General features: G+C 54.0%; 20 protein-coding genes and 2 pseudogenes. 12 read left to right on the top strand and 10 right to left on the bottom strand.

Features of this window, described 5'->3' with window-relative positions; translation table 11 throughout:
* Genes IPK30_04325 through rsmI form a run of 3 tightly spaced genes read right to left on the bottom strand, consistent with a single transcriptional unit; the run spans position 1 to position 2,596 of the window.
* Complete coding sequence (locus IPK30_04325) at positions 1-1,263, bottom strand: sulfatase-like hydrolase/transferase (protein MBK8102515.1); 1,263 nt, start codon at positions 1,261-1,263, stop codon at positions 1-3.
* Positions 1,264-1,752, bottom strand: coding sequence for a sulfatase-like hydrolase/transferase (locus IPK30_04320; GenBank protein ID MBK8102514.1), 489 nt, complete (start codon positions 1,750-1,752; stop codon positions 1,264-1,266).
* Positions 1,745-2,596: a 16S rRNA (cytidine(1402)-2'-O)-methyltransferase gene (rsmI, locus tag IPK30_04315; GenBank protein ID MBK8102513.1), complete on the bottom strand. Its 852-nt coding sequence runs from the start codon at positions 2,594-2,596 to the stop codon at positions 1,745-1,747. Before rsmI ends, IPK30_04320 begins: the two co-directional genes overlap by 8 nt.
* 21 nt (positions 2,597-2,617) lie before the next feature.
* On the opposite strand from rsmI, the gene IPK30_04310 reads away from it, so the two are divergent.
* From IPK30_04310 to aroE, 6 genes are read left to right on the top strand one after another with little or no spacing between them, the layout of a single operon-like run.
* The gene (locus IPK30_04310; protein MBK8102512.1) at positions 2,618-3,736 is read left to right on the top strand and encodes a penicillin-binding protein activator; all 1,119 of its coding nucleotides are present in this window, start codon (positions 2,618-2,620) and stop codon (positions 3,734-3,736) included.
* Positions 3,694-4,467, top strand: coding sequence for a penicillin-binding protein activator (locus tag IPK30_04305; GenBank protein ID MBK8102511.1), 774 nt, complete (start codon positions 3,694-3,696; stop codon positions 4,465-4,467). The genes IPK30_04310 and IPK30_04305 overlap by 43 nt, the downstream gene beginning before the upstream one ends.
* A complete protein-coding gene (locus tag IPK30_04300; protein MBK8102510.1) occupies positions 4,467-4,844 on the top strand; it encodes a YraN family protein in 378 nt (125 codons plus the stop codon). The genes IPK30_04305 and IPK30_04300 overlap by 1 nt, the downstream gene beginning before the upstream one ends.
* Before the next feature lie 13 nt (positions 4,845-4,857).
* The gene (locus IPK30_04295) at positions 4,858-5,415 is read left to right on the top strand and encodes a Sua5/YciO/YrdC/YwlC family protein (protein MBK8102509.1); all 558 of its coding nucleotides are present in this window, start codon (positions 4,858-4,860) and stop codon (positions 5,413-5,415) included.
* Between the two features lie 18 nt (positions 5,416-5,433).
* Positions 5,434-6,342 carry an oxygen-dependent coproporphyrinogen oxidase gene (hemF, locus tag IPK30_04290; GenBank protein MBK8102508.1) on the top strand — a complete coding sequence of 303 codons (909 nt, stop codon included), beginning with the start codon at positions 5,434-5,436 and terminating at the stop codon, positions 6,340-6,342.
* 18 nt (positions 6,343-6,360) lie between these two features.
* Positions 6,361-7,200 (top strand): shikimate dehydrogenase, encoded by an 840-nt coding sequence (aroE, locus tag IPK30_04285; protein ID MBK8102507.1) that lies wholly within the window; start codon positions 6,361-6,363, stop codon positions 7,198-7,200.
* Between the two features lie 7 nt (positions 7,201-7,207).
* Here the strand turns inward: aroE and IPK30_04280 are convergent, their stop codons facing one another.
* The 4 genes and pseudogenes from IPK30_04280 to IPK30_04265 all read right to left on the bottom strand — a co-directional run bounded on the left by IPK30_04280 (position 7,208) and on the right by IPK30_04265 (position 10,525).
* Positions 7,208-8,383, bottom strand: coding sequence for an acyltransferase (locus tag IPK30_04280; protein ID MBK8102506.1), 1,176 nt, complete (start codon positions 8,381-8,383; stop codon positions 7,208-7,210).
* Between the two features lie 43 nt (positions 8,384-8,426).
* Positions 8,427-9,079, bottom strand: a pseudogene (locus IPK30_04275) (HAD family hydrolase).
* Positions 9,080-9,091: 12 nt separating this feature from the next.
* Positions 9,092-9,685: a YggT family protein gene (locus tag IPK30_04270; protein MBK8102505.1), complete on the bottom strand. Its 594-nt coding sequence runs from the start codon at positions 9,683-9,685 to the stop codon at positions 9,092-9,094.
* A 21-nt stretch (positions 9,686-9,706) separates the two neighbouring features.
* Entirely contained in the window at positions 9,707-10,525 is an 819-nt protein-coding gene (locus tag IPK30_04265; protein MBK8102504.1) for a pyrroline-5-carboxylate reductase, read from the bottom strand.
* A gap of 208 nt (positions 10,526-10,733) precedes the next feature.
* Between IPK30_04265 and IPK30_04260 the strand changes: the two genes are divergently transcribed.
* The 3 genes from IPK30_04260 (at position 10,734) to htpX (ending at position 13,947) form a co-directional block, all read left to right on the top strand.
* Positions 10,734-11,768, top strand: a complete 1,035-nt coding sequence (locus IPK30_04260; protein MBK8102503.1) for a type IV pilus twitching motility protein PilT — start codon at positions 10,734-10,736, stop codon at positions 11,766-11,768.
* Between the two features lie 51 nt (positions 11,769-11,819).
* Complete coding sequence (locus tag IPK30_04255) at positions 11,820-12,980, top strand: PilT/PilU family type 4a pilus ATPase (protein ID MBK8102502.1); 1,161 nt, start codon at positions 11,820-11,822, stop codon at positions 12,978-12,980.
* 109 nt (positions 12,981-13,089) lie between these two features.
* Entirely contained in the window at positions 13,090-13,947 is an 858-nt protein-coding gene (htpX, locus tag IPK30_04250) for a protease HtpX (GenBank protein MBK8102501.1), read from the top strand.
* A 317-nt stretch (positions 13,948-14,264) separates the two neighbouring features.
* Here the strand turns inward: htpX and IPK30_04245 are convergent.
* A pseudogene (locus IPK30_04245) lies at positions 14,265-15,129 on the bottom strand (DMT family transporter).
* Positions 15,130-15,251: 122 nt separating this feature from the next.
* Here IPK30_04245 and coq7 point away from each other — a divergent pair.
* The 3 genes from coq7 to IPK30_04230 are packed head-to-tail and all read left to right on the top strand — an operon-like array spanning position 15,252 to position 17,075.
* The gene (gene coq7 / locus IPK30_04240) at positions 15,252-15,908 is read left to right on the top strand and encodes a 2-polyprenyl-3-methyl-6-methoxy-1,4-benzoquinone monooxygenase (GenBank protein ID MBK8102500.1); all 657 of its coding nucleotides are present in this window, start codon (positions 15,252-15,254) and stop codon (positions 15,906-15,908) included.
* A 22-nt stretch (positions 15,909-15,930) separates the two neighbouring features.
* Positions 15,931-16,125, top strand: coding sequence for a hypothetical protein (locus IPK30_04235; GenBank protein MBK8102499.1), 195 nt, complete (start codon positions 15,931-15,933; stop codon positions 16,123-16,125).
* Positions 16,126-16,139: 14 nt separating this feature from the next.
* Positions 16,140-17,075 carry a GGDEF domain-containing protein gene (locus IPK30_04230; GenBank protein MBK8102498.1) on the top strand — a complete coding sequence of 312 codons (936 nt, stop codon included), beginning with the start codon at positions 16,140-16,142 and terminating at the stop codon, positions 17,073-17,075.
* A gap of 16 nt (positions 17,076-17,091) precedes the next feature.
* Here IPK30_04230 and IPK30_04225 read toward each other — a convergent pair whose 3' ends face one another.
* Complete coding sequence (locus IPK30_04225) at positions 17,092-17,286, bottom strand: DUF465 domain-containing protein (GenBank protein MBK8102497.1); 195 nt, start codon at positions 17,284-17,286, stop codon at positions 17,092-17,094.
* Positions 17,287-17,302: 16 nt separating this feature from the next.
* Positions 17,303-24,223: an FG-GAP repeat protein gene (locus IPK30_04220; GenBank protein MBK8102496.1), complete on the bottom strand. Its 6,921-nt coding sequence runs from the start codon at positions 24,221-24,223 to the stop codon at positions 17,303-17,305.
* Positions 24,224-24,227: the final 4 nt, after the last annotated feature.

Here is a 24,227-nt window from a genome sequence, read left to right as displayed (position 1 = left end):
TTATTTGGGTGTCGTTGCGCAAATACGCTTTTCGGTATCTTGCCCGCGATCAAAGGCAGCACTGTTGTTGTCAGATAACAGTGCGTTAAAGAATTGTGGTTGTGATAACAAGCCCTGCCAAGCGTGTTGCCCTTGTGCATCGCGCCCTATCCAGGTGGGTTCAGAAAAATCGCCATCAATTTCTGCAGGATTTTCTTGCCGCCAATCCAAGAGTTTTTCGCCGCCGACATACAGTGCCATTTGTGCGCTGTTGTGTCCGGCGTGTAGGCGTGATCGTGTGTAAAAGCTGGTGAGTGAAATGGCGGTGCAGGTTTTATTGCGTGCGGCGTTTTTCCAAGGCTGACTTACAACGGTGTCGTTGCCAATGCGCACGGAAAATGTGTTGTCGCTGTTGTAGATTAAAGACCAAAGACCTTTTTGTTCGGCGATGGTTTGAGGTCCGTTAGGCGATGAAGGAGATAGCGTTGCTCCAATCACAAAACTGAATGCGCCGTAGCCAGGCGCACGGCGAAAGTCGTCACCTGTAATGCGCGCTTGGCCATTGTTAGCGAGTGCGTGGTACTGCAGTTGCAGCGGCGTTTTTTTATCGCGCCACTGACGGTAAATGTTATCTGCTGTGCCTAGCGCTCCATCGGCTTGGAGGATGCTGTGGTTAAACAAACCCAGACTGCCGATTTCAAAAACCAAGTTGCGCGGTTTGAGTTTTTGGTTGTCCAGCAACGGCTGCAGGTTTTCACCGTCCAGCGCGGTGGTGGGTGTAATGCCGGCTGCAGCGAGCACAGTGGGATAAATATCCTGTATTGCCACAATGTCGTCGATAGCTTTGCCTGCGCTGCGTTTGTCGGGCCAGCGAATTATCAATGGCGTGCGCAAACTGCCTTCTAAGAATTCACCTTTTACGCCAGCGTAAGGAAAATTGTTGTTCATCATTTGGTTGGTGCCGCCGTTGTCGGAAGCCAGCACAATCAAGGTGTTATCGAGTTGTTGTGTATCGCGCAGCGCTTGCAGCGCTTTACCAATTTCCGCATCGGCTTGCGCGAGCAATGCGCGGTATTTTCCTTCTGGTGTATCGGGAAATTTTTTTAAATATTCTTCAGAGGCTGTGCTGGGATGATGTGGTGCAAACAGCCAATAGTTGATAAACCACGGCGCGTTTTGTTTGCCTTTTTTAATTTGTGCGACCACGCGTTCAGCCAGAATATCTTCCAGGTGACCTCGGTATTGTTGTAAGGGTGTGTGATCGCTTTGCAGCCATGGATCGATCTAAGTGGGACGCTTGGTAAATTGACCTTCTGCATCTGGGCCTTTCAATTGAAATTGATTGAGAAAACCAAACCATTCGTCGAAGCCTTGTTGATCTGGCCATGCGCCACGCACGGCATCACCCAAATGCCATTTACCAATGTGCGCCGTGTGGTAGCCATTAGTTTTCAATGCATCTGCAAGAGTGACGATATCAGGAGACATGCCGCGAAAGTCTGGGCTCTGCGCCACGCGTGCGGATTCACGCCCCGTCAGCAGCGCCAAGCGCGCGGGTTTGCAAGTGCTGTCGGCATAGTGACGCGTAAAACGCACACCTTCCTGCGCGATGCTTTGAATATTGGGCGTAGGCGCATCGTTGCGCCCAAAACCGGCAACATCGCTGTAGCCGGCATCATCGAGCAAAATTAATAGCACATTCGGTTTTTGCAGCGTGGCAGCGTGCAAAAAGTTGCTCACCAACAACAGCGCAAAAAACACGCACCTACGCATCGTCATACTCTTGTGTTTTCCACTGCACAGCGCGTTGATACAACTCGCGTTTGGATGTGCCGGTGATTTGCGCCGTCAACGCAGACGCTTGTTTCACGGGCAACTCAGCTAACAGAATTTTTAAGATGCGATCGTCTTCGCCTTGGTCGTTATTTTTTTGCGTGTTGCCAGCCACGATCAACACGATTTCGCCGCGCTCCTCCACGCGCTTTTCATCCAGCGCTTGTGCCAGTTCGGCCAGCGTCGTCAGCCACAGGGTTTCATACTGCTTGGACAATTCGCGCGCCAAACAAATTTCGCGCGCGCCGCCAAATGTATCTGCCAAATCGCGCACGGTGTCGGCGAGGCGGTGCGGCGCTTCGTAAAAAATTAGCGTGGCGGATTCATCAGCCAGCACCTGCAAAGCCGTGCAACGCGCTTGCTGCTTGGCGGGCAGAAATCCACAAAATAAAAAACGGTCGGAAGGCAAGCCGGAACCAGCCAGCGCGGTGATGGCCGCGCAGGGCCCTGGCAGGCTCTCCACGCGCACGCCATTCTGATGTGCCAAACGCACCAAGCGGTAGCCGGGGTCGGCAATGGCGGGCGTACCGGCATCGGAAATCAGCGCCACGCGTTTGCCCTGCTGCAATAAATGCAGAATGCGCTCGGCGGCATCGCGCTCGTTGTGGTCGTGGTAGGGAATCAGCGGCTTGCTGATGTTGAAGTGCTGCAACAATTTGCCGCTGTGGCGCGAATCCTCCACCGCGATGGCATCAACGGATTGGAGAACCGCAAGGGCGCGGGGTACCATGTCGGCCAGATTGCCTATGGGCGTTGCGACCAGATACAGGGTTGCCGTGGACATGCCATAAACCGGAATTCAAAGATGTCTTTCATTCTACCTTGTCGTTTGCGCCTGCGCGGCGCAGCTGTCTTGATGTTGTTGATAAGTATGGGTTTGGCGAGCTGTGCTGCGCCCAAGCCAGATAGCGGTGCGATACCCGAGATCGCAGAGCAATCGTCTTCTTCTGAGGGCAGCGCCAAGCCGAAGGCGGTCAACACCAACTTGGTATTTGAATTGCTCAAGCGCGCAGAAGCCGCGCAATCGCCCGAGCGCGAAACCCTCTTTCTGCAAGCCTCGGCCTACTATCAACAAATGGGTGATTATGTGCGCATGGGGCGCGTGTTTGAGGTACTGCGTCCCGAGTCGCTTACGCCGCCACAGCGCATCGAGTACAGCCTGCAATACGGCGATTGGGCACTGTACCAGCGCCATGTAGACGATGCGGCGCGTGTGCTGCTTGCCCCTGAATTGAACCAAGGGCTGAGCGAGAGTCAGACGGCCACGCTGCACAGTCTGCGTGCGCGTTTGTTTGAGCGCCAAGGCAAAATGCTGGACGCACTGCATGAGCGCATTAGCCAGAGTGCGCACACGCCGGAGGCAGAGCAAGCGGAATTGTCGGCCAGCATTTGGCGGCTGTTGTTGGCGATGTCGATGGCGGATCTGCAATTCTTAGAGAACGCCGACAGCCGCAACTCTAAAGAAGATCAGCTATTAGCAGGATGGTTAGCACTTGCTCACATTCAGCGTGAAGACGCAGGCAACAGCGAGCGCATGGCCGCCGATGTGCAGAGCTGGCGCAACCGTTACGCCACACACCCTGCCAATCGCAGTATGCCCGCCGAGTTGGTGGTCGCTGCCAGTGAAACTTCCAACGGCGCTCGCCCACAACGCATCGCCTTGTTACTGCCCTTGACTGGCAAGTGGGGGGCGGCGGGGCAGGCATTCCGCGATGGCTTCATGAGCATGCACTACCAGCAGATGAGTGGCGGTGGCGGCGCGCCGCAGGTGGATTTGGTGGATACCAGCGCCTCGCCCGATATCCTCAATACTTACCAGCAAGCTGTGGCGCAGGGTGCGCAACTGGTGATCGGCCCGCTGGAAAAGAACAGGTACAAGTATTGGCCAATCAAGCCAATTTGCCGGTACCGACGCTGGCGTTGAACCACACCGCGCCGGAGCAGCGCAGCGCCGATGTTTTGTATCAATTCAGCCTCAACCCCGATGACGATGTGGCGCAGGTGGCAACCACAGCGGCCGCCAATCGCTACCGCCGTGCCTTGGTGATTGCACCGCAGGGCGAGCGCGGCGAACGCTTGGCACAGGCATTCACACAGGCTTGGCAGCGCACGGGTGGTGAAGCGGTGCAAATGCGCTACGCGGCTGGCACTGGCAATTACAGCGCGGCGATCGCCGATGCGCTCGGCGTGGATTTGGCGAGCGGGCAGATGCGCGCCGGCAAAACCCTGCCGGAGATGGTGTATTTCAGTGGCAACGGCGCAGATGCAGCAGCCGTGATGGATGCTCTGCAACGCAACGGCGGCAAAGATCTGCCGGTGTACGCGACGGCGGAAGTGTTGGACGGTCGCGTTGATGTGCGCACCAATGGTCTGCGCGTGTGCCTGTCGCCTTGGCAGGTGAGCAGCGGGCCGCTGCAAGAAGCCAAAATTCCCGTGCCGAATAATGCCAACGGACGCCTGTTCGCGATGGGTGCCGATGCCGAGCAACTGTTCTCACAACTGTCACCGCTGGCGGGCAACGCCTCGTTGCGTGTGTCGGGCAATACCGGCTACTTGAGCATGAGCAATCGTCGCGTGCAGCGCAGTTTGGTGTGGGCGGTGATGCAAGACGGCAAACCCATCGCTCAGCCCGCCACGGCTGACGGGCGTTTCTGATGCCTCGCGGTGCCGCTGCGCCGCGCGCACGGGGTGAAGTGGTAGAGCGCGCTGCAGAACACTATTTGCAGCAGCAAGGCCTGCAATCCATTGCGCAGAATTTTCAACGGCGCGGCGGTGAAATTGATTTGATTATGCGCGAAGGTGCAACACTGGTGTTTGTCGAAGTGCGCTTTCGCAAAAGTGATAACTTTGGTTCGCCGGTAGAAAGTGTGACGGCGAGTAAACAGCGCAAATTACTGCAAACCGCGCAGTTGTTTTTATTGGCGCATCCGCAGTGGCGCAATGCGCCGTGTCGCTTCGATATTGTCGCGGCAAGGCCGACAGAAAATAATGCACTGCAATTTGAGTGGATACAAAATGCTTTCGGTGCCTGAACGAAAACTTTCAATGAACACTTTTCAGCTGCAGCGTACGGTGTCGGTATTGCGCAGCGGCGGCGTGATTGCCTATCCCACGGAAGCGGTATGGGGTTTGGGTTGTGATCCGCACAATGAAGAAGCTGTTGCACAATTGCTTGCGCTAAAACAACGAAGCTGGCGCAAGGGCGTGATACTTATTGCAGCCGATGTTGAACAACTGATGCCCTACCTGCGCGGTTTGCCAGAAGAAAAACTGGCGCTGCTGCACGCAAGTTGGCCTGGCCCTAATACTTGGCTGGTGCCTAACAATGGCGCAGCGCCGGCGTGGATTACTGGCGGGCGCAGCACACTGGCGGTGCGCGTTACGGCGCACCCGTTAGCAGCTGCGTTGTGCAAACAGTTTGGTAGAGCTTTGGTGTCAACATCAGCAAATCGTGCGGGTAAAAAACCGGCGCGTACGGTGTTTGATGTGCGCTGCAATTTTGGCGACACCTTGGATGCTGTGCTGCCCGGTGCACTCGGCGGTTTGCAAAACCCCACGCAGATTCGCGATGTAATGACGGGCGACATCTGCCGCATGGCTTAATGAATTGGAGAGAGTGTGATGACTGTTGATGTAGCTGCGGTAAAAAATTATTTGTTGGATGTGCAAAATCGTATTTGCGCAGGTTTAGAAGCGGAAGATGGTCGTGCGAAATTTGTCGAAGACGCGTGGCAGCGCGAAGGGGGCGGCGGTGGCGGCATCACGCGCGTGATTACCAACGGCGCAGTATTTGAAAAAGGCGGCGTCAATTTCTCACATGTGCAAGGCGATTCCATGCCAGCTTCTGCCACCGCGCATCGCCCAGAATTGGCGGGGCGTGCCTTTGAAGCGATGGGCGTTTCTCTTGTTATCCATCCAGAAAATCCTTATGTGCCTACCTCGCATGCCAATGTGAGATTTTTTATCGCACGCAAAGACGGTGAGCCGGATGTGTGGTGGTTTGGCGGCGGTTACGATCTCACGCCTTATTACGGTTTTGATGAAGACTGTGTGCATTGGCACCGCACGGCAAAAAAAGCGTGTGAGCCATTTGGTGCCAATGTGTATGCCGATTACAAAAAATGGTGCGATGAGTATTTTTTTCTGAAGCATCGCAATGAGCAGCGCGGTATTGGCGGTTTGTTTTTTGATGATTTGAATGCTTGGGGTTTTGAAAAAAGTTTTGCATTTTTGCGAGCCGTAGGTGACAGCTATATTGAAGCGTATTGCCCTGTGGTGGCGCGTTGTAAAAACATGAAATACGGTGAGCGCGAACGCAATTTTCAGTTGTATCGTCGCGGGCGCTATGTGGAATACAACTTGGTGTACGATCGCGGCACGCTGTTCGGTCTGCAAACTGGCGGGCGCACCGAATCTATTTTGATGTCGTTGCCACCGCTGGTGAGCTGGCATTACAACTGGCAACCGGAAGCGGGTTCACCAGAAGCCAAACTCTACAGCGATTACATCGTGCGCCGCGAGTGGGTGTAAATCATTACAGGAAAAAACATGACTGATCGTTACGCGGTATTTGGCAACCCCATAGCACACAGCAAATCACCGCAGATTCACGCTGCGTTTGCCGCACAGACGCAGCAGGATTTGATCTACGATCGTCAATTGGTTGCCGCCGATCAATTTATTGCCACGGCAAAAAACTTTTTTGCCAGCGGCGGCAGCGGCCTCAATATCACCGTGCCGTTCAAGTTAGAAGCATTTGAACTGGCCGATGTGGTGAGCGAGCGCGCCGAAGCCGCCGGCGCGGTAAATACGCTGAAAAAAATGCCGGATGGAAAAATTTATGGTGATAACACCGACGGTGCCGGTTTGCTGCGCGACATCACACAAAACCTCGGCTGGACGATAAAAAACAAACGCGTGTTGTTGCTCGGTGCGGGCGGTGCGGTGCGCGGCGTGATTGCGCCTTTGTTGGCGGAGCAGCCCTCGCGCGTGGTCATTGCCAATCGCACCTTGGAAAAAGCAGAAGCACTGGTGAAAGATTTTTCTGTGGGCAAATCTGCACAAGAAATAAAATTACTGCGCGCCAGCAGTTTGCAAATTCACGCGCGCCCGTTTGACATCGTTATCAATGGCACCTCTGCCAGCTTGGGTGGCGAAATGCCCGATCTCGACCCCGCCATCCTCAACCCCAACGCCTGCTGTTACGACATGATGTACGGCACACAACTCACGCCATTTTTGCAGTGGGCGCAGCGCAACGGTGCGCAAGTCGCCGACGGTTTGGGTATGTTGGTAGAGCAAGCCGCCGAAAGTTTTTATTTGTGGCGCGGGGTAAGACCGGAGACAAAGACCGTGATGGAACGGTTGCGGGAGGAATCATTAGCCTGACTGCGCATTAAGCGCGAGTAGGTTTAAATTCGGCACGAATGATCATGTTTTTTATGCCAAACAATCCTTTCTGGAAAATGCGCTGAGCTGGACGTTCAAATAAGAAAAAGAGCGCTAGGCTCAAGATCACGCTGATACCCAAGTGGATGCACACAGCGTACTCTGGGTGCTCTGTCATATAGAACCATTCAAGTAGGGTATCGTTGTACCTCACCAATCGATGGCCAATCTGATACAGCTCTAGCTGATGGATCATGTAAAAAGCAAAGCTGGCTTCGCCGAGTATCAGCATGGGGCGATTGGATATCATTCTTGCAAAAACCCCATTGGAGTAAGCAAAAACAAAAATCAGAAAAGCCATGGGAGTGGCGTAGTAAAAATCGAAACGCAGAGTTTCATCGACGCTGGCATGGTGGGCATAAAATAAAACCAGTAAAACAATGGACGCTCCTTGCAGGAGACTAGCTAGCAGTGATGGGATTGTTTTGTAGGTAATCCATGCGCGGTAGAGAATAATGCCTGCTAGAAAGTCACCAATACGGAATGCAGGAAACCAGTAGGCATAATATTTCGTGAGATCGGTGAAGCGTGGTAGATGAAAAGGCGCGAAGGGCAGCGTTATCGGCAGCCAGGTGAGTATGCAGGTGATGAGTAGAATGAAAATGAGGATAAGTGCTTTGGTGTTGAGTCGGATAAGCAATGGAAACATGGCATAGAAGAACATTTCATCTGACAAGCTCCATGATACCAAGTTGTAGGAAAATGCCGTGCTTGTGTCGCTAAACCAAGCCTGTAATAAGAGTGCGTTGGTCAGAAAGCTGCTAGTGGAGAAAAAATCATAATTACCGTTGGATGTGCGCAATAAAAATATGGCTAGTAAAAGTGTTAGCCAGTGTAGTGGCATGATTCTCGCGATGCGATAAATAAAAAAATCTGCAGTGGTCGTTGTGCGGTTTGCCAGTCTATCTTGATACGAGTGAGCCAAGATAAATCCGGATAAAATGAAGAAAAAAGTTACGCCAGAATATCCCTCATAAAACCAGGTGTTATAGATGTCTTGGTATTTGTCTGGGTTTCCCGCTGTATCTGTGTGTATGCGCAGAAAATCAAGGTGACTAAAAAAAACCATCAGAGCGGCAAAGAAGCGTAGAGAAGTTAACGAATGCAACTGTATATTTTTCATGAGGCCCTGTTATTTATTAGATTATTTTTATTGAAATGTTTTCTCACCGCAAACCCAGTACCTGCCAGCCATTTTTTCTGCAAACACTTTAAGTTTGTCATCGGGATCAACCGCTACGGGCTTATCCACTTTTTGTAGCAGCGGCAAATCATTGTGCGAATCGCTGTAGAAAAAACTGCCGTGCAGGGTTTCATTATTGTTGTTTAGCCAAGCGTTGAGGCGCTCGACTTTGCCTTCGCGGTAGCAGGGTGTGCCGCTGATGTCGCCGGTGTAAACGCCGTTGCGTATCTCCGGCTCGGTGGCGAGCCAAATATCAATGCCTAAGCGCTGCGCGATAGGGGCAGTAATGAAAGCGTTGGTGGCGGTGATAATCATCAAAGTGTGATTTTGTGCGCGATGGCTTTCAATGAGGTCGACAGCTTTGGGCAGAATCATGCCGGCAATTTTGTCGCGCATAAATTGCGCATGCCAGCGCGATAATTCATCCATGCTTTTGCCCGCCAATACGCCCAGTACAAAACGCTGGTAGGCGTAGATATCCAATTCGCCGCGACAGTAATCGTCATAAAACGCGTCATTTTTTGCGCGGTATTCTGTTGCATCGACCACGCCGAGATCGGCAATAAATTCACCCCAAGCGTGATCGGAGTCACCGTTGAGCAGCGTGTTATCGAGATCAAAAATAGCGAGTGTCATAATGGGCTTTTATCAAAACATACCAGGAACTAACATGCTGGCACCGCCCATTAAGCCGGTGCTGGCTGCGGCGCTGTTGATCAACACGCGCGCGGCATTCAGTAATAAAAAAACAAAAATCGGTGAAATATCTAAACCGCCCAGTGAGGGAATAAAACGCTGGATAGGCGCACACAGCGGCCGCACCAATTGCACGCACAATACTGCAGCGGGGTGGCGTGTGTAGGGCGCAACCCAACTGAGGATGATCATCACGATCATGCAAATTAAATAAATGTAGACCACCATGGATGCGATGCCGATCAAACTCCACAGCAACACAATCAGTGGATTAAAAATACCCACCAATAAACAACTCAAAGTGACGGTGAGGTATTGCACGGCAATCGCCAAGACAACACAGGCGAGATCCAGGCCAAACAAGCCGGGAATGAGGCGGCGCAGCGGCATCAAAACAGGTGTAGTGATTTTTGCGATCGCTTGCGAGAGTGGATTGTAAAAATCGGCGCGGGCGGCCTGCAATAAAAAACGCAATACCACCGCCAGCAAATACAAACCGCCGATGGTTTGCAGGGTGAGGATGCCAATTTGTGCGAATGCATTCATGTGTGCGAACTCGATAGTTGTTTAGCTCAATTGTTGCGCCAGTTCTTGCGAGCGCGTGCTGGCCGCTTGCAAGGCATCATCAACAATCGTGCGCAAATGTTGTTGTTCAAAATGCGCAATGGCGCGTTCGGTGGTTCCGCCTGGCGAAGTGACGCGGCGCCGCAATTCGGCGGGATCAAACTCGCTGCTGCACGCCATCTGCGCGGCACCGAGTGCGGTTTGTAGCGTGAGCGCGCGAGCAGCTTCTGTGCTGAGCCCCAATTTTTCACCGGCGGCAATCATCGCTTCCATCAACAGAAAAAAGTACGCGGGGCCGCTGCCGGAAACGGCGGTCACGGCATCAATTTGTGTCTCGTTATCCAGCCACAACGCAATGCCGACAGCTTTCAGAATCGCTTCTGCTTGCTCGCGCTGCACGGCACTGACGCGCGCGTTGGCGACCAAGCCACTCGCGCCCTGCTGCACCAGCGCGGGGGTGTTGGGCATGCAGCGCACGATGGCGGGCGCGCCACCGAGCCACTGCTCCATGCTGGCCATGCTGATACCGGCGGCGATGGAGAGGATCAGGTGCTTGCTCTGCACAGATGGCGCGAGATCGGTCAACACCGCTTTCATCACCTGCGGCTTCACGGCCAGCACCAGAATATCGGCGCGTTGCGCGACCTCCGCATTGCTCGTGCAAGCGTGGATGCCGTGTTGTGCGGCGAGTGCCTGCAAGCCAGCGGCGTTGGGGTCTGCGGCGCAGAGTTGCTGTGGCGTAAAACCGCGCGCGACCAAGCCGCCGATCAAGCTGGCCGCCATATTGCCGGCGCCGATAAATCCAATAGTGGGTTGAGTCATGCCGTGCCTCCCAAAGAGCGCAGCATTATAAGCGAGCGCTAATTGCCCAGGTCAGTCATGTGACGGCGTTCACATCGCGCCCGCATTTCTGCGCGGTGTGTTGTATACGGTCGTGCACCTTGGCTATATTGGCAGCGATTGTCGTCATGGATGCAGGTGTTGTACCGGTGTCCCGTGGGTTAACTCTCAACACAAGGTTGTTTTCATTATGGATATTACTGAACTGCTGGCTTTCAGCGCAAAACAAGGCGCTTCGGATCTTCACTTGTCGGCCGGTTTGCCACCGATGATTCGTGTGGACGGCGATGTGCGCCGCATCAACTTGCCGGCGCTGGAGCACAAGCAAGTGCACGCGCTGATTTATGACATCATGAACGATAAGCAGCGCAAAGATTTCGAAGAGTTTTGGGAAACTGACTTCTCGTTTGAAGTGCCAGGTGTGGCGCGTTTCCGCGTCAACGCCTTCAACCAAAACCGCGGCGCCGGTGCGGTATTCAGAACCATTCCTTCCAAAGTATTGACGATGGAAGAGTTGGGCATGGGGCAAGTGTTTAAAGATTTGTGTCACATTCCGCGCGGTTTAATTTTGGTGACGGGACCAACCGGTTCGGGTAAATCCACCACGCTCGCGGCGATGATTGACTACATCAACGACAACAAATACGAACACATTTTGACCATCGAAGATCCAATCGAATTCGTACATCAAAGTAAAAAATGTTTGGTGAACCAGCGGGAAGTGCACCGCGACACTTTGGGCTTCGCCGAAGCATTGCGTTCAGCTTTGCGGGAAGATCCAGATATTATTCTCGTGGGTGAGATGCGTGACTTGGAAACCATTCGTTTGGCATTGACTGCTGCAGAAACCGGCCACTTGGTGTTCGGTACGCTGCACACCACTTCAGCCGCAAAAACGATCGACCGTGTGGTGGATGTATTCCCTGCGGAAGAAAAAGCCATGGTGCGTTCGATGTTGTCGGAATCACTGCAAGGCGTAATTTCACAAACGCTGTTGAAGAAAAATGGCGGCGGTCGTGTGGCGGCACACGAAATCATGCGCGGCACCGCGGCGATTCGTAACTTGATTCGTGAAGACAAAATTGCACAGATGTATTCCGCTATTCAAACGGGCGGTCAGTTGGGCATGCAGACGCTGGATCAGTGTTTGACGAACTTGGTGTCAAAAGGTTTGATTTCGCGCGATGCAGCGCGTGAAAAAGCGAAAATTCCAGAAAACTTTTAATCGATAACAAATCATTATTCTGGCAATAACCCTTATTCAGGTAAGAACAATATGGATATCAGCAAACTGTTGGCATTGATGGTAGAAAAAGGTGCTTCCGATCTTTTTCTCACCGCAGGCGTTCCACCTTCAATCAAGCTGAACGGCAAAGTGGTGCCAGTGACCAACACGCCGTTGACGCCGGAATTGACGCGTGAAGTCGTGCTCGGTTTGATGAACGAAAAGCAGCGCGAAGAGTTCATGCAGAATTTGGAGTTGAATTTTGCGGTATCGGCGCGCGGTATCGGTCGTTTTCGTGCCAATGCGTTTTATCAGCGCAACCTGGCGGGTGCGGTGTTGCGTCGTATCGAAACCAAGATTCCGCAAATTGACGATTTGATGTTGCCAGAAGTAATCAAAGAATTGGCGATGACCAAACGTGGTTTGATTATTTTTGTGGGCGCGACCGGCACAGGTAAATCCACTTCGTTGGCATCGATGATCGGCCATCGCAATCGCAATTCCAAAGGTCACATCATTACCATCGAAGATCCGATCGAATTTATTCACCAACACGCAGGCTGTATTGTTACGCAGCGCGAAGTGGGCATTGATACCGAGTCGTTTGAAGTGGCGCTGAAAAATACTTTGCGTCAAGCGCCCGATGTTATTTTGATCGGTGAGGTACGCTCACGCGAAACCATGGATCACGCGATTGCGTTTGCAGAAACCGGTCACTTGTGTTTGTGCACCCTGCACGCCAACAACGCTAACCAAGCCTTGGATCGTATCATTCACTTTTTCCCCGCCGATAGGCACTCGCAGTTGTGGATGGATTTGTCGCTGAACTTAAAAGCAATCATCGCGCAGCAATTGGTGCCGACACCGGATGGCAACGGTCGCCGTGCAGCTATCGAAGTGCTGCTCAATACGCCGCTTGCTTCCGACATGATTCGTAAAGGTGAAGTGCACGGCTTGAAAGAGTTGATGAAAAAATCCACGGAATTGGGTATGCAGACTTTCGACCAAGCGCTGTTCAATTTCTACGATGCCGGAGAGATCACTTACGAAGATGCACTGTTGCACGCGGATTCGCCCAACGATCTGCGCTTGATGATCAAACTGGCGCAAGAAAATTCGGGCGGTGGCGGTTTTGGTGGGCTGGCTGGTCTCAGCTTGGAACAGACTGAAGACGACAAGAAAAACAGCGGCGGCATTGTGCGACGCCGTTAAACAGCGTATTGGGAACTATTCTTATTGTTTCTTGTCCTAACGCTGCCAGTCGCTTGAAAAGCGCTCGGCAGCACCCATCTTCGGGTTACGCATCCACTTTGAGGTTTTCATGAAGCGCATTGTTTTATTTCTAGCGACCAACTTGGCCATTATGTTGGTGCTCGGCATCGTGTTGAGCGTGTTGCAGTCGTATCTGGGGCTGTCGCGCAACAGCATGGGCGGCCTGCTGTTGTTGGCTTTTGTGTTTGGTATGGGTGGCTCGGTTATCTCTTTAATGCTGTCCAAGTGGATGGCGCTGCGCACCACGGGGGCGCAAGTGATCGAGCAGCCGCGCACACAGGTAGAAACTTGGCTGCTAGAGACGGTGAAGCGTCAAGCACAGGCGGCAGGTATCGGCATGCCGGATGTGGCGATTTACGACTCACCCGATATCAATGCATTTGCCACCGGTATGAAGCGCGATAGCGCCTTGGTGGCTGTCTCCTCCGGTCTGCTGCACAACATGAGCCGTGAAGAAGCGGAAGCGGTGTTGGGGCATGAAGTTTCACACATCGCCAATGGCGACATGGTGACCCTGACTTTGATTCAAGGCGTGGTAAACACCTTTGTGATTTTCTTGGCGCGTGTCGTGGCGCAATTCATTGGTGATCGCGATCGCGGCGCTTTCGCCTACATGATGACCGTGTTCGTGTTGGAAATGGTGTTTGGCATAGTGGCCAGCACCATCGTGGCGTGGTTCTCCCGTCAGCGTGAATTCCGTGCCGATATTGGCGGTGCCAAGCTGGCAGGCAAAGAAAAAATGATTGCTGCCTTGGAACGCCTCAAGGTTTCACACGAGAGTACGCTGGATGGGCAATTGGTGGCCTTCGGCATCAACGGCAAAAGCAAAACTTTGGGCGAATTATTTATGAGCCACCCGCCGTTGGAAAAACGCATCGCGGCATTGCGCGAGAGTGCAAGCTTTTAATAGCTGTGTGTGGTGCAATAAAAAAAGCGGGCATGCCCGCTTTTTTTATGCTCGCAATTCTTACGGTAATCAGTAGACCATCCGCGTTTCGGATTCCTGATCGTATGCTACCCAGAACACGAGTGCAGCCAACAGCATGGCGCTAACAATGCCTGAGGGCGCAGCTAAGGTGGCGAAAAATAATGCGGGAATAATGGCTTTCATTGCTCGATCCTCTTTCTGATTACTACGCTGCGTATAATCGAAAAGAAAATTGGAATGCGCTAACTAATTTACAAAAAAACACAAAAAACTGCGGGAAATACGGTGTTTTTTGCCTAGCCTTTGGAGCCTAACCATGCGCCGCCGCAAGTGAGCAGCAAGCCCAGCACCAACAGCCACGAAAAAGGTTCGCCCAAAAAAACCACTGCGCCAATACCGGCAAAGGCAGGTACGGTTGCCATCACTGCGCCCAAGCGTGTGGGGCCGAGTTGTTCCATGGCTTTCATAAAAGTCAGCATGGCCACTACAACAACTAACACGCCTTGAAAAAATGCCTGCAGCAGAATGGCGCTCCACGCGGCATCGTGTATGCCTTTTCGGTAACAGCAACCAATAGCAGGGCAGATAAATAAGCGCGGATAACAAACCGACGCCGATGGTGATTTCCTTCGGCGTTTTGCCCCAGCGTTTGGCCAGCACACTGTAGATCGCCCACAAACAAGAGGATGCCAGCAACAATAAATCGCCGGGCCAACTGTTTTGTAAATCACCCAAGCTGTAAAACGCCAAACACAGCACGCCGCCGCCGATCACACTCAAAGCCAACCAGCGCTGCGCACTGGGTTTTTCGCCGAGTAATAACCACGCCACCAGCGTGACAAAAAAAGGCAGCACGCCCGACAGCAGCACCGCGCCGTGTGAGGCTGGTGCGAAATGAAACGCCGAGTAGGCACACAGCGCATAGCCAATGCCGCCGATCAGGGCTAGCAGCAAGGTTTGTAGTGTGAATAGCGGCACGCGCTGCCAGAACAGCCACGCGGGGAATAGCAGTAGTGACGCGGTGCCAAAGCGCAGGGCGGTCATATCAAAGCTGTTTAAACCGCTGGCCTGTGCCATACGCGATAACAGCACGAAGCCTGCCCACATACACACCGTAATAAAGCCGTACAAATAGCCTTTGCGCATGGAGGCGGAGGACATGAGAAACCTTGACTGAGTTTGCCTGTGCGGGCGGGAAGGGCGCGAATTATACGCCCCCCCAATTTTTTATTTTGGGCAAAAAAGCATAGACTGGAACACAAGAGATTTTTGTGGAAATTCACATGCTGCCACCTATTGCCGAACGCCAACTCACCGGTTTGGATCATTTGCTGGTTTCGGCGGATCGCGCCCTGCGCACGCTGACGGGTGACACGCGCCCCGCGCTGCGCGCCACGCCGGCCTTGCAAGTGGCGGAGTGCTCGCTGACTAAAGAAGAAACAGCGCGTTCGATTGGCTTGATGCGCGTTAATCACACCGGCGAAGTGTGTGCGCAGGCGCTGTATCAAGGTCAGGCGCTGACTGCCAAACTGCCTGTCGTGCGCGAGGAAATGGAACGCGCGGCCGATGAAGAAATTGATCACCTGGCGTGGTGTGAAGAGCGCGTCAAACAACTGGGCGGACACCTCTCGGTTTTGAATCCACTGTGGTATGGCATGTCGTTTGGTTTAGGTGCGGCAGCCGGTTTGATTGGCGATAAAACCAGTTTGGGTTTTGTGTCGGCGATTGAAGATCAAGTGTGCGAACACTTGGAAGAACATCTGCAAACGCTGCCACCTTGCGATGAAAAAAGTCGCGCCATTGTTGAAACGATGTTGGAAGACGAAGCACGCCACAGCCATGCGGCATTGGCGGCGGGCGGTACGCAATTTCCAGCACCGATTAAAAAAGGGATGACCTTGGTATCGCGTTTGATGACGCGCACCAGTCGCTATGTGTAAGTAAACGCAGTAGGAGAATGGCATGTTGTTTGGCAGGGATTTTGCCAAGTTGTTTGATCGTTTGATCAGCCCCGAGTATCTCAGCAACCATGAAGTGTTGTATCGCGCCCGCATTTTGGCGGGCATTGCCTCGTTGTATATTCTGCTGATTGCCTTGACATCGGTGTATGTCATTTTTTTGCGCCATTTTCTGAAAATAATATTGCTATCACGATAACCTTATTGATCTTTATGGTCTGCGGTTATTTATTGGTGCTGTACTGGTTGCGCAACGGTGAGCGCTATCAACACTGCGCAGAAATTACCGTGTTATGTACCTATGTGGGTGTGATTGTCGGTGTGGCAACTTCTGGCGGACCGCTGGAGTCGCCGGCCATGCCGCTGTTGGTCATTCCGATTGTATTGGCGTTCACCTTAGGCGAGAAATACAGCGGCTTGTTGTGGTCTAGTATCGTTTTTCTCAGCCACATTGCGATGATTGGAATAGATCGCTGGCTGTTTAAATTTCCCCAACTGCTCGATCTTTCTAAATTTCTGACGCTGCATTTGACGCATTGGTTGGTGAATTACTTCGCTATTATTTTTTTGATGTTGGTGTTTGAAGCGATTACGCAGCGCTTGAAGCAGGAGCGTGATGCCGAGCGTGATCGCTACGCATTTCTTGCGGCGCACGATCCTTTGACGGGCTTGGCTAACCGTTCGATGTTTGACAGCCAGCTCACGCGCGCACTCGCAAGCAGTGATCGCAATAAAAACATAGCCGGCTTAGTAATGATTGATTTGGACGGCTTTAAGCCCGTCAATGACACGCTTGGCCACGATATGGGCGATAAAATTTTGTGCGAGATTGCTGATCGCCTAACTAACTTATTGCGCAAAGCTGACACCATTGCGCGTGTCGGTGGCGATGAATTTGCGGTGATTTTAGAAAATGTGGCTTCGCCGCCGGGGATTGATATTGTGGCGCAGCGTATTGTCGATGAAATTGGCAAGCCGTATGACATCTTGCCCAAGGGCATGCAGGTAACGGCGAGTGTGGGTGTGGCGATGTATCCCGATCACACGCGCGACGACAATCAATTGCGCGTGTTTGCCGATCGCGCGATGTATGCAGCAAAAAGAGAACGCGGGGGCTACAAAATTTATTCGTCCGGCATGCATCAATAGAGCATTGATGCGGTGCTCAAGCGTCCAAATCCGGAATCAGTTTGCTTTCTACGCGCGTGATCGTATCTTTTAGCCACAGCTTGCGTTTTTTCAGGCGCTGCATCAGCAGTTGATCGAAGTACGGCCTCTCCAGCAGCACCAGAATTTCATCGTCCAGCATGCGATGTTCTTCGCGCAGGCGGTTTAAGGTGAGGAGAAGATCGTCTTCCATTACAAGTCTCCTCCGCTCATTTAGCCAATGCCCTGCCGGACAATATATCAATGTGACCGACATCCTTCAGTAGGACGGTCTTGCCCTTGGCGTTAGTGCCGAGTGCATCAGCACTGGGTGTGCCGATAATGATGTCAGCCACGCCATCGCCGTTGATGTCACCGCTGGCATCCAGCGCCGCGCCGTAGTTATCTTTGGCGACTGCGCCGGTGCGGTCGAACAACACTGCGCCATTGGCTCCGCTGTAACCGACCACTCGGCCGACATCTTTCAGCAGGATAGTCTTGCCCTTGGCATTGATGCTGGATTTGTCTGAACGCGGGCTGCCCACGACGAGATCGGCGCGGGTGTCGCCGTTCAGGTCACCGGGCAGTGCTACAACCGCACCAAACCAGTCGCCTGCGGCAGCGCCATCGCGGGTACGGATCGGTCCGCTGCCACTGCCGCTGTACAGGTAGGCGCGGCCAACATCCTTGCGTAGGGCAGATTTGCCATTGACCTCCATCACCACATCCACGCGCGGCGCGCCGATGGCGATGTCAGGTATACCATCGTTGTTGGCATCGTGTCCGCCGGATACCGATGTGCCGAAGCCGTCGCCTGTTTTTTCACCTTCCTCTATCAGCAGTGTGTCGCTGCCGCCAGTGTGCAGAACCTGCCCCGACAGCAGTTGTACATGCCCGACATCCTTGACCAGCTTGCCTAACACCTGCTTGTCTGCCAGTGGTGCGCCCACCAATAGGTCGTCTTTATCGTCGTTATTGATATCGCCTGCCGCTGCCACCGCACTGCCGAAGCGATCACCTTTTGCCAGCCCGAACCGCTCGGCAATCAGGTTGCCCCCGATACCGGTGTAAACACGAATGCTGCCGAGATCCTTGGTGATTACACCGGCCACATTGCGATCAGCAAAAGGAGCTCCGGCTGCAATATCGGGGATACTGTCATTGTTGATGTCACCCGCCAATGCCACAGCTGTGCCGAGGCGATCGCCGGCAAAGGCACCACACTCGGTATAGATCGGTGTGCCTGTAGCGCCGGACAGCACGGTCAGACTGCCAGCATCCTTACGCCCGCTACAGTCGGCGGTGGGTGCGCCAACGGCGATGTCGGGGATGTTGTCACCGTTGATGTCGCCGACGCCGGCCACACTGAAACCAAAACCATCACCCGGCAGCGTACCAGGCACATTCAGCGCTGGTATCAAGGTGCCGGTTTTGCCAGAAATGACGCGAATCGATCCTGCGCCTTTGCGAACAACCCCTGACACGACGGGGCTAGCTTTGTAGGAACCGACGACAACATCACCAAAGCCATCACCGTCCACATCACCCACATAGGCTACAGCATGGCCCAGCCCTAACTTGGCCACATCGCCGTCCCGCATGCTAATCAGCACGCCATCCAGCGGGTAAGGATCTTCTGCATCGGGAATGCCGTCACCGTCATCGTCGTCGTCTGCATTATTGCCAATGCCGTCGCCATCTGTGTCCACTGTTTCAGTCGGATCTTTGGGGAATGCATCGCGCTCGTCGGGGATGCCATCGTTGTCATCATCGGGATCGTCAAAGTCCATGATGCCATCGCCGTCTGTATCGCCGGCATCCTCACCTTGCGTGTAACGGATGTTGTCGAGCCATGCTGTGTCACCGCCAGCGCTGTTGGCTGCGTCCTTGGTATAGCTCCAGGTCAGTGTATGCACGCCAGGTGTCACGGTGGCAGACAGCGTTGCCCAGCCGAATGATCCCGATTTGCGTGTGGCATTCACGACCACTCCATCAACCGCGAGCGCGAAAATGTCCTTGTTCTGTTCGGATGACACTTTCACATCGAACTGCACTGGTCCACCAGCGAAGCTCTCGCGCCAGGTGATGGCAGCGGTCTGTCCATCGGTGATGGCAGCAGCGCGCAGGCTTTGCTGCAAATGCGATGCCTCATCCGTTGTTGACTGCCAGCCTGCTGGAATACCCGTCTCGAATGAAATCACTGCTGTTTGGCAGGCGTTGCCCACGCCGTCGCCATCGGTATCCGCTTGATAGGGGTTGGCAATGTAAGGACAGTTGTCAATCAAGTCGGGCACATTATCGTTGTCGTCATCGAGGTCAGTGTTGTCACCGATGCCGTCTTTGTCGAAGTCTGCATTTTCTGTGGGATCCAGTCGTACTGCACCCAATCCAGCCCTCACGCCATCGCCATCGGTATCGGGATTGCTTGGGTCGGTACCGGCTTCCAGTTCCTTCAGATTGCTCAGGCCGTCGCCGTCACTGTCCTGTGCCGGTGATTTACTGATGTCTCCGAAATGCTCTATCTCCCAGTTATCCGGTAGCCCGTCATTGTCAGCGTCCGATTCACTGAGGTACTTGCCGGTCATCGTCAGGGAGAAGTTCTTTGCATCTGCCGTCGGGTTTTTCACCAGAATGTAGTAAGAGGTACCGGCCAGCCACGGTGCGCGCAGGGCAATGGTCGCCGCTCGGTAGAACGACATGCTCATGCTGGCGCTGGTGCTGGTTACGGTGCTGGTGCTGCCGTTGGCGGCGATGGCTACATTGCCCGCCTTGCCGAAACCGTCCACTGAAGACCAGTCATTGAAGTCCTTGTTGGCGGTGTTGGCAGCCGGTGATACCGTGCCTTGTTGCACGAACATCTGTACACCGGATTCGTAGGTGGCGCTGTGTTGCCACTGGCCTGCCAGCGGCGGAACATCGACACGGAACAGGCGCTGGCTATTGGCCGGAATGCTAGTGTTGGCAGTGCCTGTAAAGAAATCCACCACGCCGTCGAGAACCAGCCGTGAGGCGGACAGCGATGAGGTAATCGTGAACGGATCACCCACCGGAATATCATCGGATGCCCTGACAGCCACATAGTAGGTCGCACCCGGTTTCAGTTCGGGAATCTGCAATACCCGTGTACCACTGCCGGTGTAGTAGTTGTGGGAAGTGCTGGCGGTCTGTTCGTTTTCATCGCGCCAGTCCTGCCAGTTGGCATCATCGGCGAGCGAGCCCACCGTCTTGTTGCGCATGCCGGGTGGTGCCGTGTCGCGCAGGCGTATACCCAGCGTATTTTTGCCCGACAGTGTGATCGTCCAGTTCAACGGTGTGCTGTTGGCATTGATCGTCGCTGCCGCTGGCAGTTTGAGTCGGTAATAGCGGACGTCGCCTTTTAGCAGTGTCTGGTTGGCGTGGGTTGTCGAGACTGACGGGCTTGCCGACAGATCCTGCACATAACCTGTTGCATCCGCCAGTGTGCCATCGTTGTTCTCGACAGCACCTGCAGACAAGCGCAGCCGGTAACGCACATTACCGTCCTTAGCAAAGATGCCTATCCACCACACGCCTGTCTCCAATTGCGTGCTCTCTCGCGCATCAACGGGCACCCAGTGGCCGTAACTGCTGTTGGCATCTTCGTCGGCCTTGTCATAAATAACTTTTGTCAGGGAAGTGTTGGAATCCCCGGCCAGATCATGATCCAGTGTCGGCATGCCGTTACGGCGGATGTACAACTGCGGGTTGCCGCTCAATGCCTGCAATTCGGTCTTCAGTAGACCAGCGTTTCCGGCAGGTACCGTCACGCGATAGAAGTGCATGCGTCCCACCTTGAGATCAGTACCCTGGTCCAGCGAGTTGGGGTTGATGATGGCTGAACCGTCTGCTGCAACACCGCTGTCGCCAAACATTGGTGAAGCCAATCCCGGATGGTTGAAATCAGCCGCCTGTGTCGGCAGAGTCCATTGGCGCTGTGCTCGACCAGGCACGCTGTTGACGGTGTAACTGGTGCCATCAGCCATTGCCTTCACTTCGACATACCAAATACCCGGTGTCAGCAAGGGTTGGGTAATCACGGCCTCGTTGTGCAGGCTTTTCACCACGGGTTTCGTGGTGGTGTCCGCTGGCGGCAGGAAGTCCTTGCGTACTCTCAGTTCAACACTGCCGCTCAACAAATCAGTGTTGACACGCCACGCAGGGACGGCAAGACCGTCCAGTGTTTCCGGCACTTCTACTCGGTAATAGCGCACTTGGTTCTTAACCAGCACTTGGCTGTCCTGACCGCCATCAAAGGCCAGTGGTATCGGTGCGTTGACCGATACAGTGATGTCACCGCCAGCAGGCAACGGGCTGGAGGCTGTATCGTTTGAACCCATGGCCAGCCAGTAATCGCCGGCGGGTGGGTAAGGAATGTTGATGACCTGTGTATCGGTGTAATCACGCTCGTAACCGCCATCAGCCGCCATGGCGTATAGCATTTCGTTGTCGATTTTTTCATTGGGATAACGGAAAGCATCCACTGCCGCACGCTCCAGCAGCATCGACGGTTTGCCAAAGCGGTTGCTCAGCGTCACTTCAATGGCCTGCGGCAAATTGGCTGGCAGGCGGAAGCGATAGAGATTCATGGCACCCGGTTGCACCGATTGGCTGGTCCAGTTGACGGGCGTGCCATCGTCAACAGGGGTGGAAGTCTTGTCACTGAACGGCATCTCACCATAGCTGGTCAGTGTGTATGAGGTAGTACCGGTACCCAGCTTATTTTCATTGGCAGGGTTCTGCCCTTCAGCCACCACCACCACATAATGTGTTCCCGGTGTGAGTGTCTGCCGGTCTTCCTGTGCCACTGGATCACGGCTGGCAAACTGATAGAAATACTCTTTGCCAGCCCGTTCGCGTGTAATGCCTTGCAGTTTCGTCAGATTTTCTACCAATCCTGCTGGACTACTATTGCCAGCCTTGATGTTTGGCAGCGACCCTCGGCGCACGGCTAGCATTGCTTCGTGCCCTGCATTGGGTGTCAGTTCAACACGCCAGCCGTGGACATTGGCTGGTACCGTAACCCGGTATACGGCGAGATCACGCACATCGTCCACGCTGTCGCTGTTGCCCTGAGGCACAGGTGCAATACTGCTGCTGACGGTATTGCTGCCGAGCGGATCACTGCCATCGAAGCCCAGCACCTGCACCGGAATTTGCCAAGGGTTACCTTCAGCATCGAGTTCTGTCGGTTCGCCGATGCCGCGACTTAGCAGGCGGTAGCTTGCCGGATTCTGTGTGCTGCTGTTGTAAACACCGATGTAGTAACTGCCGGGCTCCAGCGGCGCTCCCATGCCAACCGTGAAGAAACGCCCAGTGACAGCCTCACTGACTCCAGCCTCGGTATCGCCACCTGTGAAATCACTGCCCATCGCCCACTGTGCGCCGGAAGGCCAAGTGGTGGCACTGTCAGGTAGGCTGCCGGAAGATGTCACAGGTTTTGAATCACGGCGAACCACCAGTCTTGGCGTACCGCCACCAGAGACATTCACCAATCGCAGATCCCAGCCGGTGGCGTTGGCAGGTACTTCTATCCGGTACCAGTCAAAGAAAATACTGCCACCACCGGGTGACGGGCCAACGGCTGCATCAGCAAAACCACCATTGAATGAGATCTCAGGGATAGGGTCACAATCGAACCGGATGGTGTAGTTCACCGTAGACATGGGCGTACCATTCTCGCGCTGACCCACGGTCAGGAAATAGTCCGTATTCGCTTCAGGTGTGATGATGATGGCTGTGCCCGGTGGGTAGTAACCAATCCTGCCCGCCCCACCTTCTATCGTTTTTGCATAGGGCATCTCGTCATCGGCGTTGTCTCCGCCCAGCGCAACTGAATCTGCAGTCGCTTTCGACAGCACAAACCCTGCTCCGTAGCTGCCAATACACATCTGGCTCAGGCCATTCGGTACTGTGACGCGGTGTGTTTTCACTTCGGCGTAGCGCAGCGGGATGTTTGACCAAGGTACGGTGCCATCGGCGTATTCGGCAGAGGAGATATCCAGTGCTCCCTTGCTGGTGATTACATAATCTGCCACACCGATACCGGTGCGGTTTTCGGCTGCAGGCGATTGTCCTTCGCCGATCACCACGAGGTAGTAAGTGCCTGCGTCAATACTGTCATTGGCTGTCGTATGAAACTTGTAAAAGTACTCGTCGCCCACCTGCTCGCGCACGGTACCGCCCACAGTGCTGACACTGTTACCGCTCTCTGTGGCGCTGTTATTCGGCAATCGCCCCTTCGACACGGTCAACATCACTTCGCCATCAGGCACCGTATCCAGTGACACTTCCCAACTGGCCGTGTCAACAGGTACATCAACCTTGTAGACGGCGATGTCGCGCACATCCAAACTGCCCGAATGGTTGCCACCGGCAAAATCCAGCGACTGGATGGGAATGAGCCAATCATCGCCGTTGGCATCTTTTTCAGTCGGTTCACCGATACCCTGACTTTCGATGGTGTAGGCCATGGGGTCTGTACCGGACGGGTTGCTCACCCCGACGATATATGTTCCCGGCACCAGTGGCGCGTTCATGCCAACGGTAAAGTAACGCCCAGTCATATCCACATTGCCGGCGTCCTTGTCATTGGTGAAGTCTGAGCCGACGGCCACCTGCGACAAGCTCGGCCAGTTGGTTTGGGACAGTGACAGGGAACTGGGTACGGTAAAGCTGGTGGGTGATTGGTCGCGACGGATCACCATGCGCGGGTTGCCGGCTGTGACATCCCGCAGCCGGATATTCCAGCCCACGGCGTTGCTTGGTACGGTCACGCGGTAGTAGCGCCAGGTATTCGCATTTTGTGTCGCTTCTAAGGGTACCGTCAGGCTGCCACCGTTGAACGGCAGATCGGGAATGGCTTGGCCAGTGATATCGAGGTCATACTGGCCATCCACCTGCGAGGCTTCAGTTTGATCCTGATTGCCCACTAACACCCAGTAATCGCCGGTAGGCATCGGCACCGTCACTAGATCGGTATGGTAGAAATCGCGGCTATAGCCACTTTTGGTTCTGTCTTGACCTAGGGACAACTCGGCGCTCGTTTTGGCGTTGGGCAGGCGAAACTCACCTTCCTCAGCTCTTTCCACTAGCAGTATTGGCTTGCCTGTCTTGTTCTTTAAGCGAATGTCCATCGCC

The sequence above is a fragment of the Cellvibrionales bacterium genome, from assembly GCA_016713115.1.
GTDB lineage: Bacteria > Pseudomonadota > Gammaproteobacteria > Pseudomonadales > UBA7239 > UBA7239.
Note: the sequence above shows the minus strand (reverse complement) of the source record. Positions and strands in the feature narration are given on the sequence as shown.

Coding starts and splice junctions, on each gene's coding strand:
- IPK30_04320 (MBK8102514.1), bottom strand. CDS start 1,752: ATGCGTAGGTGCGTGTTTTTTGCGCTGTTGTTGGTGAGCAACTTTTTG.
- rsmI (MBK8102513.1), bottom strand. CDS start 2,596: ATGTCCACGGCAACCCTGTATCTGGTCGCAACGCCCATAGGCAATCTG.
- IPK30_04310 (MBK8102512.1), top strand. CDS start 2,618: ATGTCTTTCATTCTACCTTGTCGTTTGCGCCTGCGCGGCGCAGCTGTC.
- IPK30_04300 (MBK8102510.1), top strand. CDS start 4,467: ATGCCTCGCGGTGCCGCTGCGCCGCGCGCACGGGGTGAAGTGGTAGAG.
- IPK30_04295 (MBK8102509.1), top strand. CDS start 4,858: ATGAACACTTTTCAGCTGCAGCGTACGGTGTCGGTATTGCGCAGCGGC.
- hemF (MBK8102508.1), top strand. CDS start 5,434: ATGACTGTTGATGTAGCTGCGGTAAAAAATTATTTGTTGGATGTGCAA.
- aroE (MBK8102507.1), top strand. CDS start 6,361: ATGACTGATCGTTACGCGGTATTTGGCAACCCCATAGCACACAGCAAA.
- IPK30_04280 (MBK8102506.1), bottom strand. CDS start 8,383: ATGAAAAATATACAGTTGCATTCGTTAACTTCTCTACGCTTCTTTGCC.
- IPK30_04270 (MBK8102505.1), bottom strand. CDS start 9,685: ATGAATGCATTCGCACAAATTGGCATCCTCACCCTGCAAACCATCGGC.
- IPK30_04265 (MBK8102504.1), bottom strand. CDS start 10,525: ATGACTCAACCCACTATTGGATTTATCGGCGCCGGCAATATGGCGGCC.
- IPK30_04260 (MBK8102503.1), top strand. CDS start 10,734: ATGGATATTACTGAACTGCTGGCTTTCAGCGCAAAACAAGGCGCTTCG.
- IPK30_04255 (MBK8102502.1), top strand. CDS start 11,820: ATGGATATCAGCAAACTGTTGGCATTGATGGTAGAAAAAGGTGCTTCC.
- htpX (MBK8102501.1), top strand. CDS start 13,090: ATGAAGCGCATTGTTTTATTTCTAGCGACCAACTTGGCCATTATGTTG.
- coq7 (MBK8102500.1), top strand. CDS start 15,252: ATGCTGCCACCTATTGCCGAACGCCAACTCACCGGTTTGGATCATTTG.
- IPK30_04235 (MBK8102499.1), top strand. CDS start 15,931: ATGTTGTTTGGCAGGGATTTTGCCAAGTTGTTTGATCGTTTGATCAGC.
- IPK30_04230 (MBK8102498.1), top strand. CDS start 16,140: ATGGTCTGCGGTTATTTATTGGTGCTGTACTGGTTGCGCAACGGTGAG.
- IPK30_04225 (MBK8102497.1), bottom strand. CDS start 17,286: ATGGAAGACGATCTTCTCCTCACCTTAAACCGCCTGCGCGAAGAACAT.
- IPK30_04220 (MBK8102496.1), bottom strand. CDS start 24,223: ATGGACATTCGCTTAAAGAACAAGACAGGCAAGCCAATACTGCTAGTG.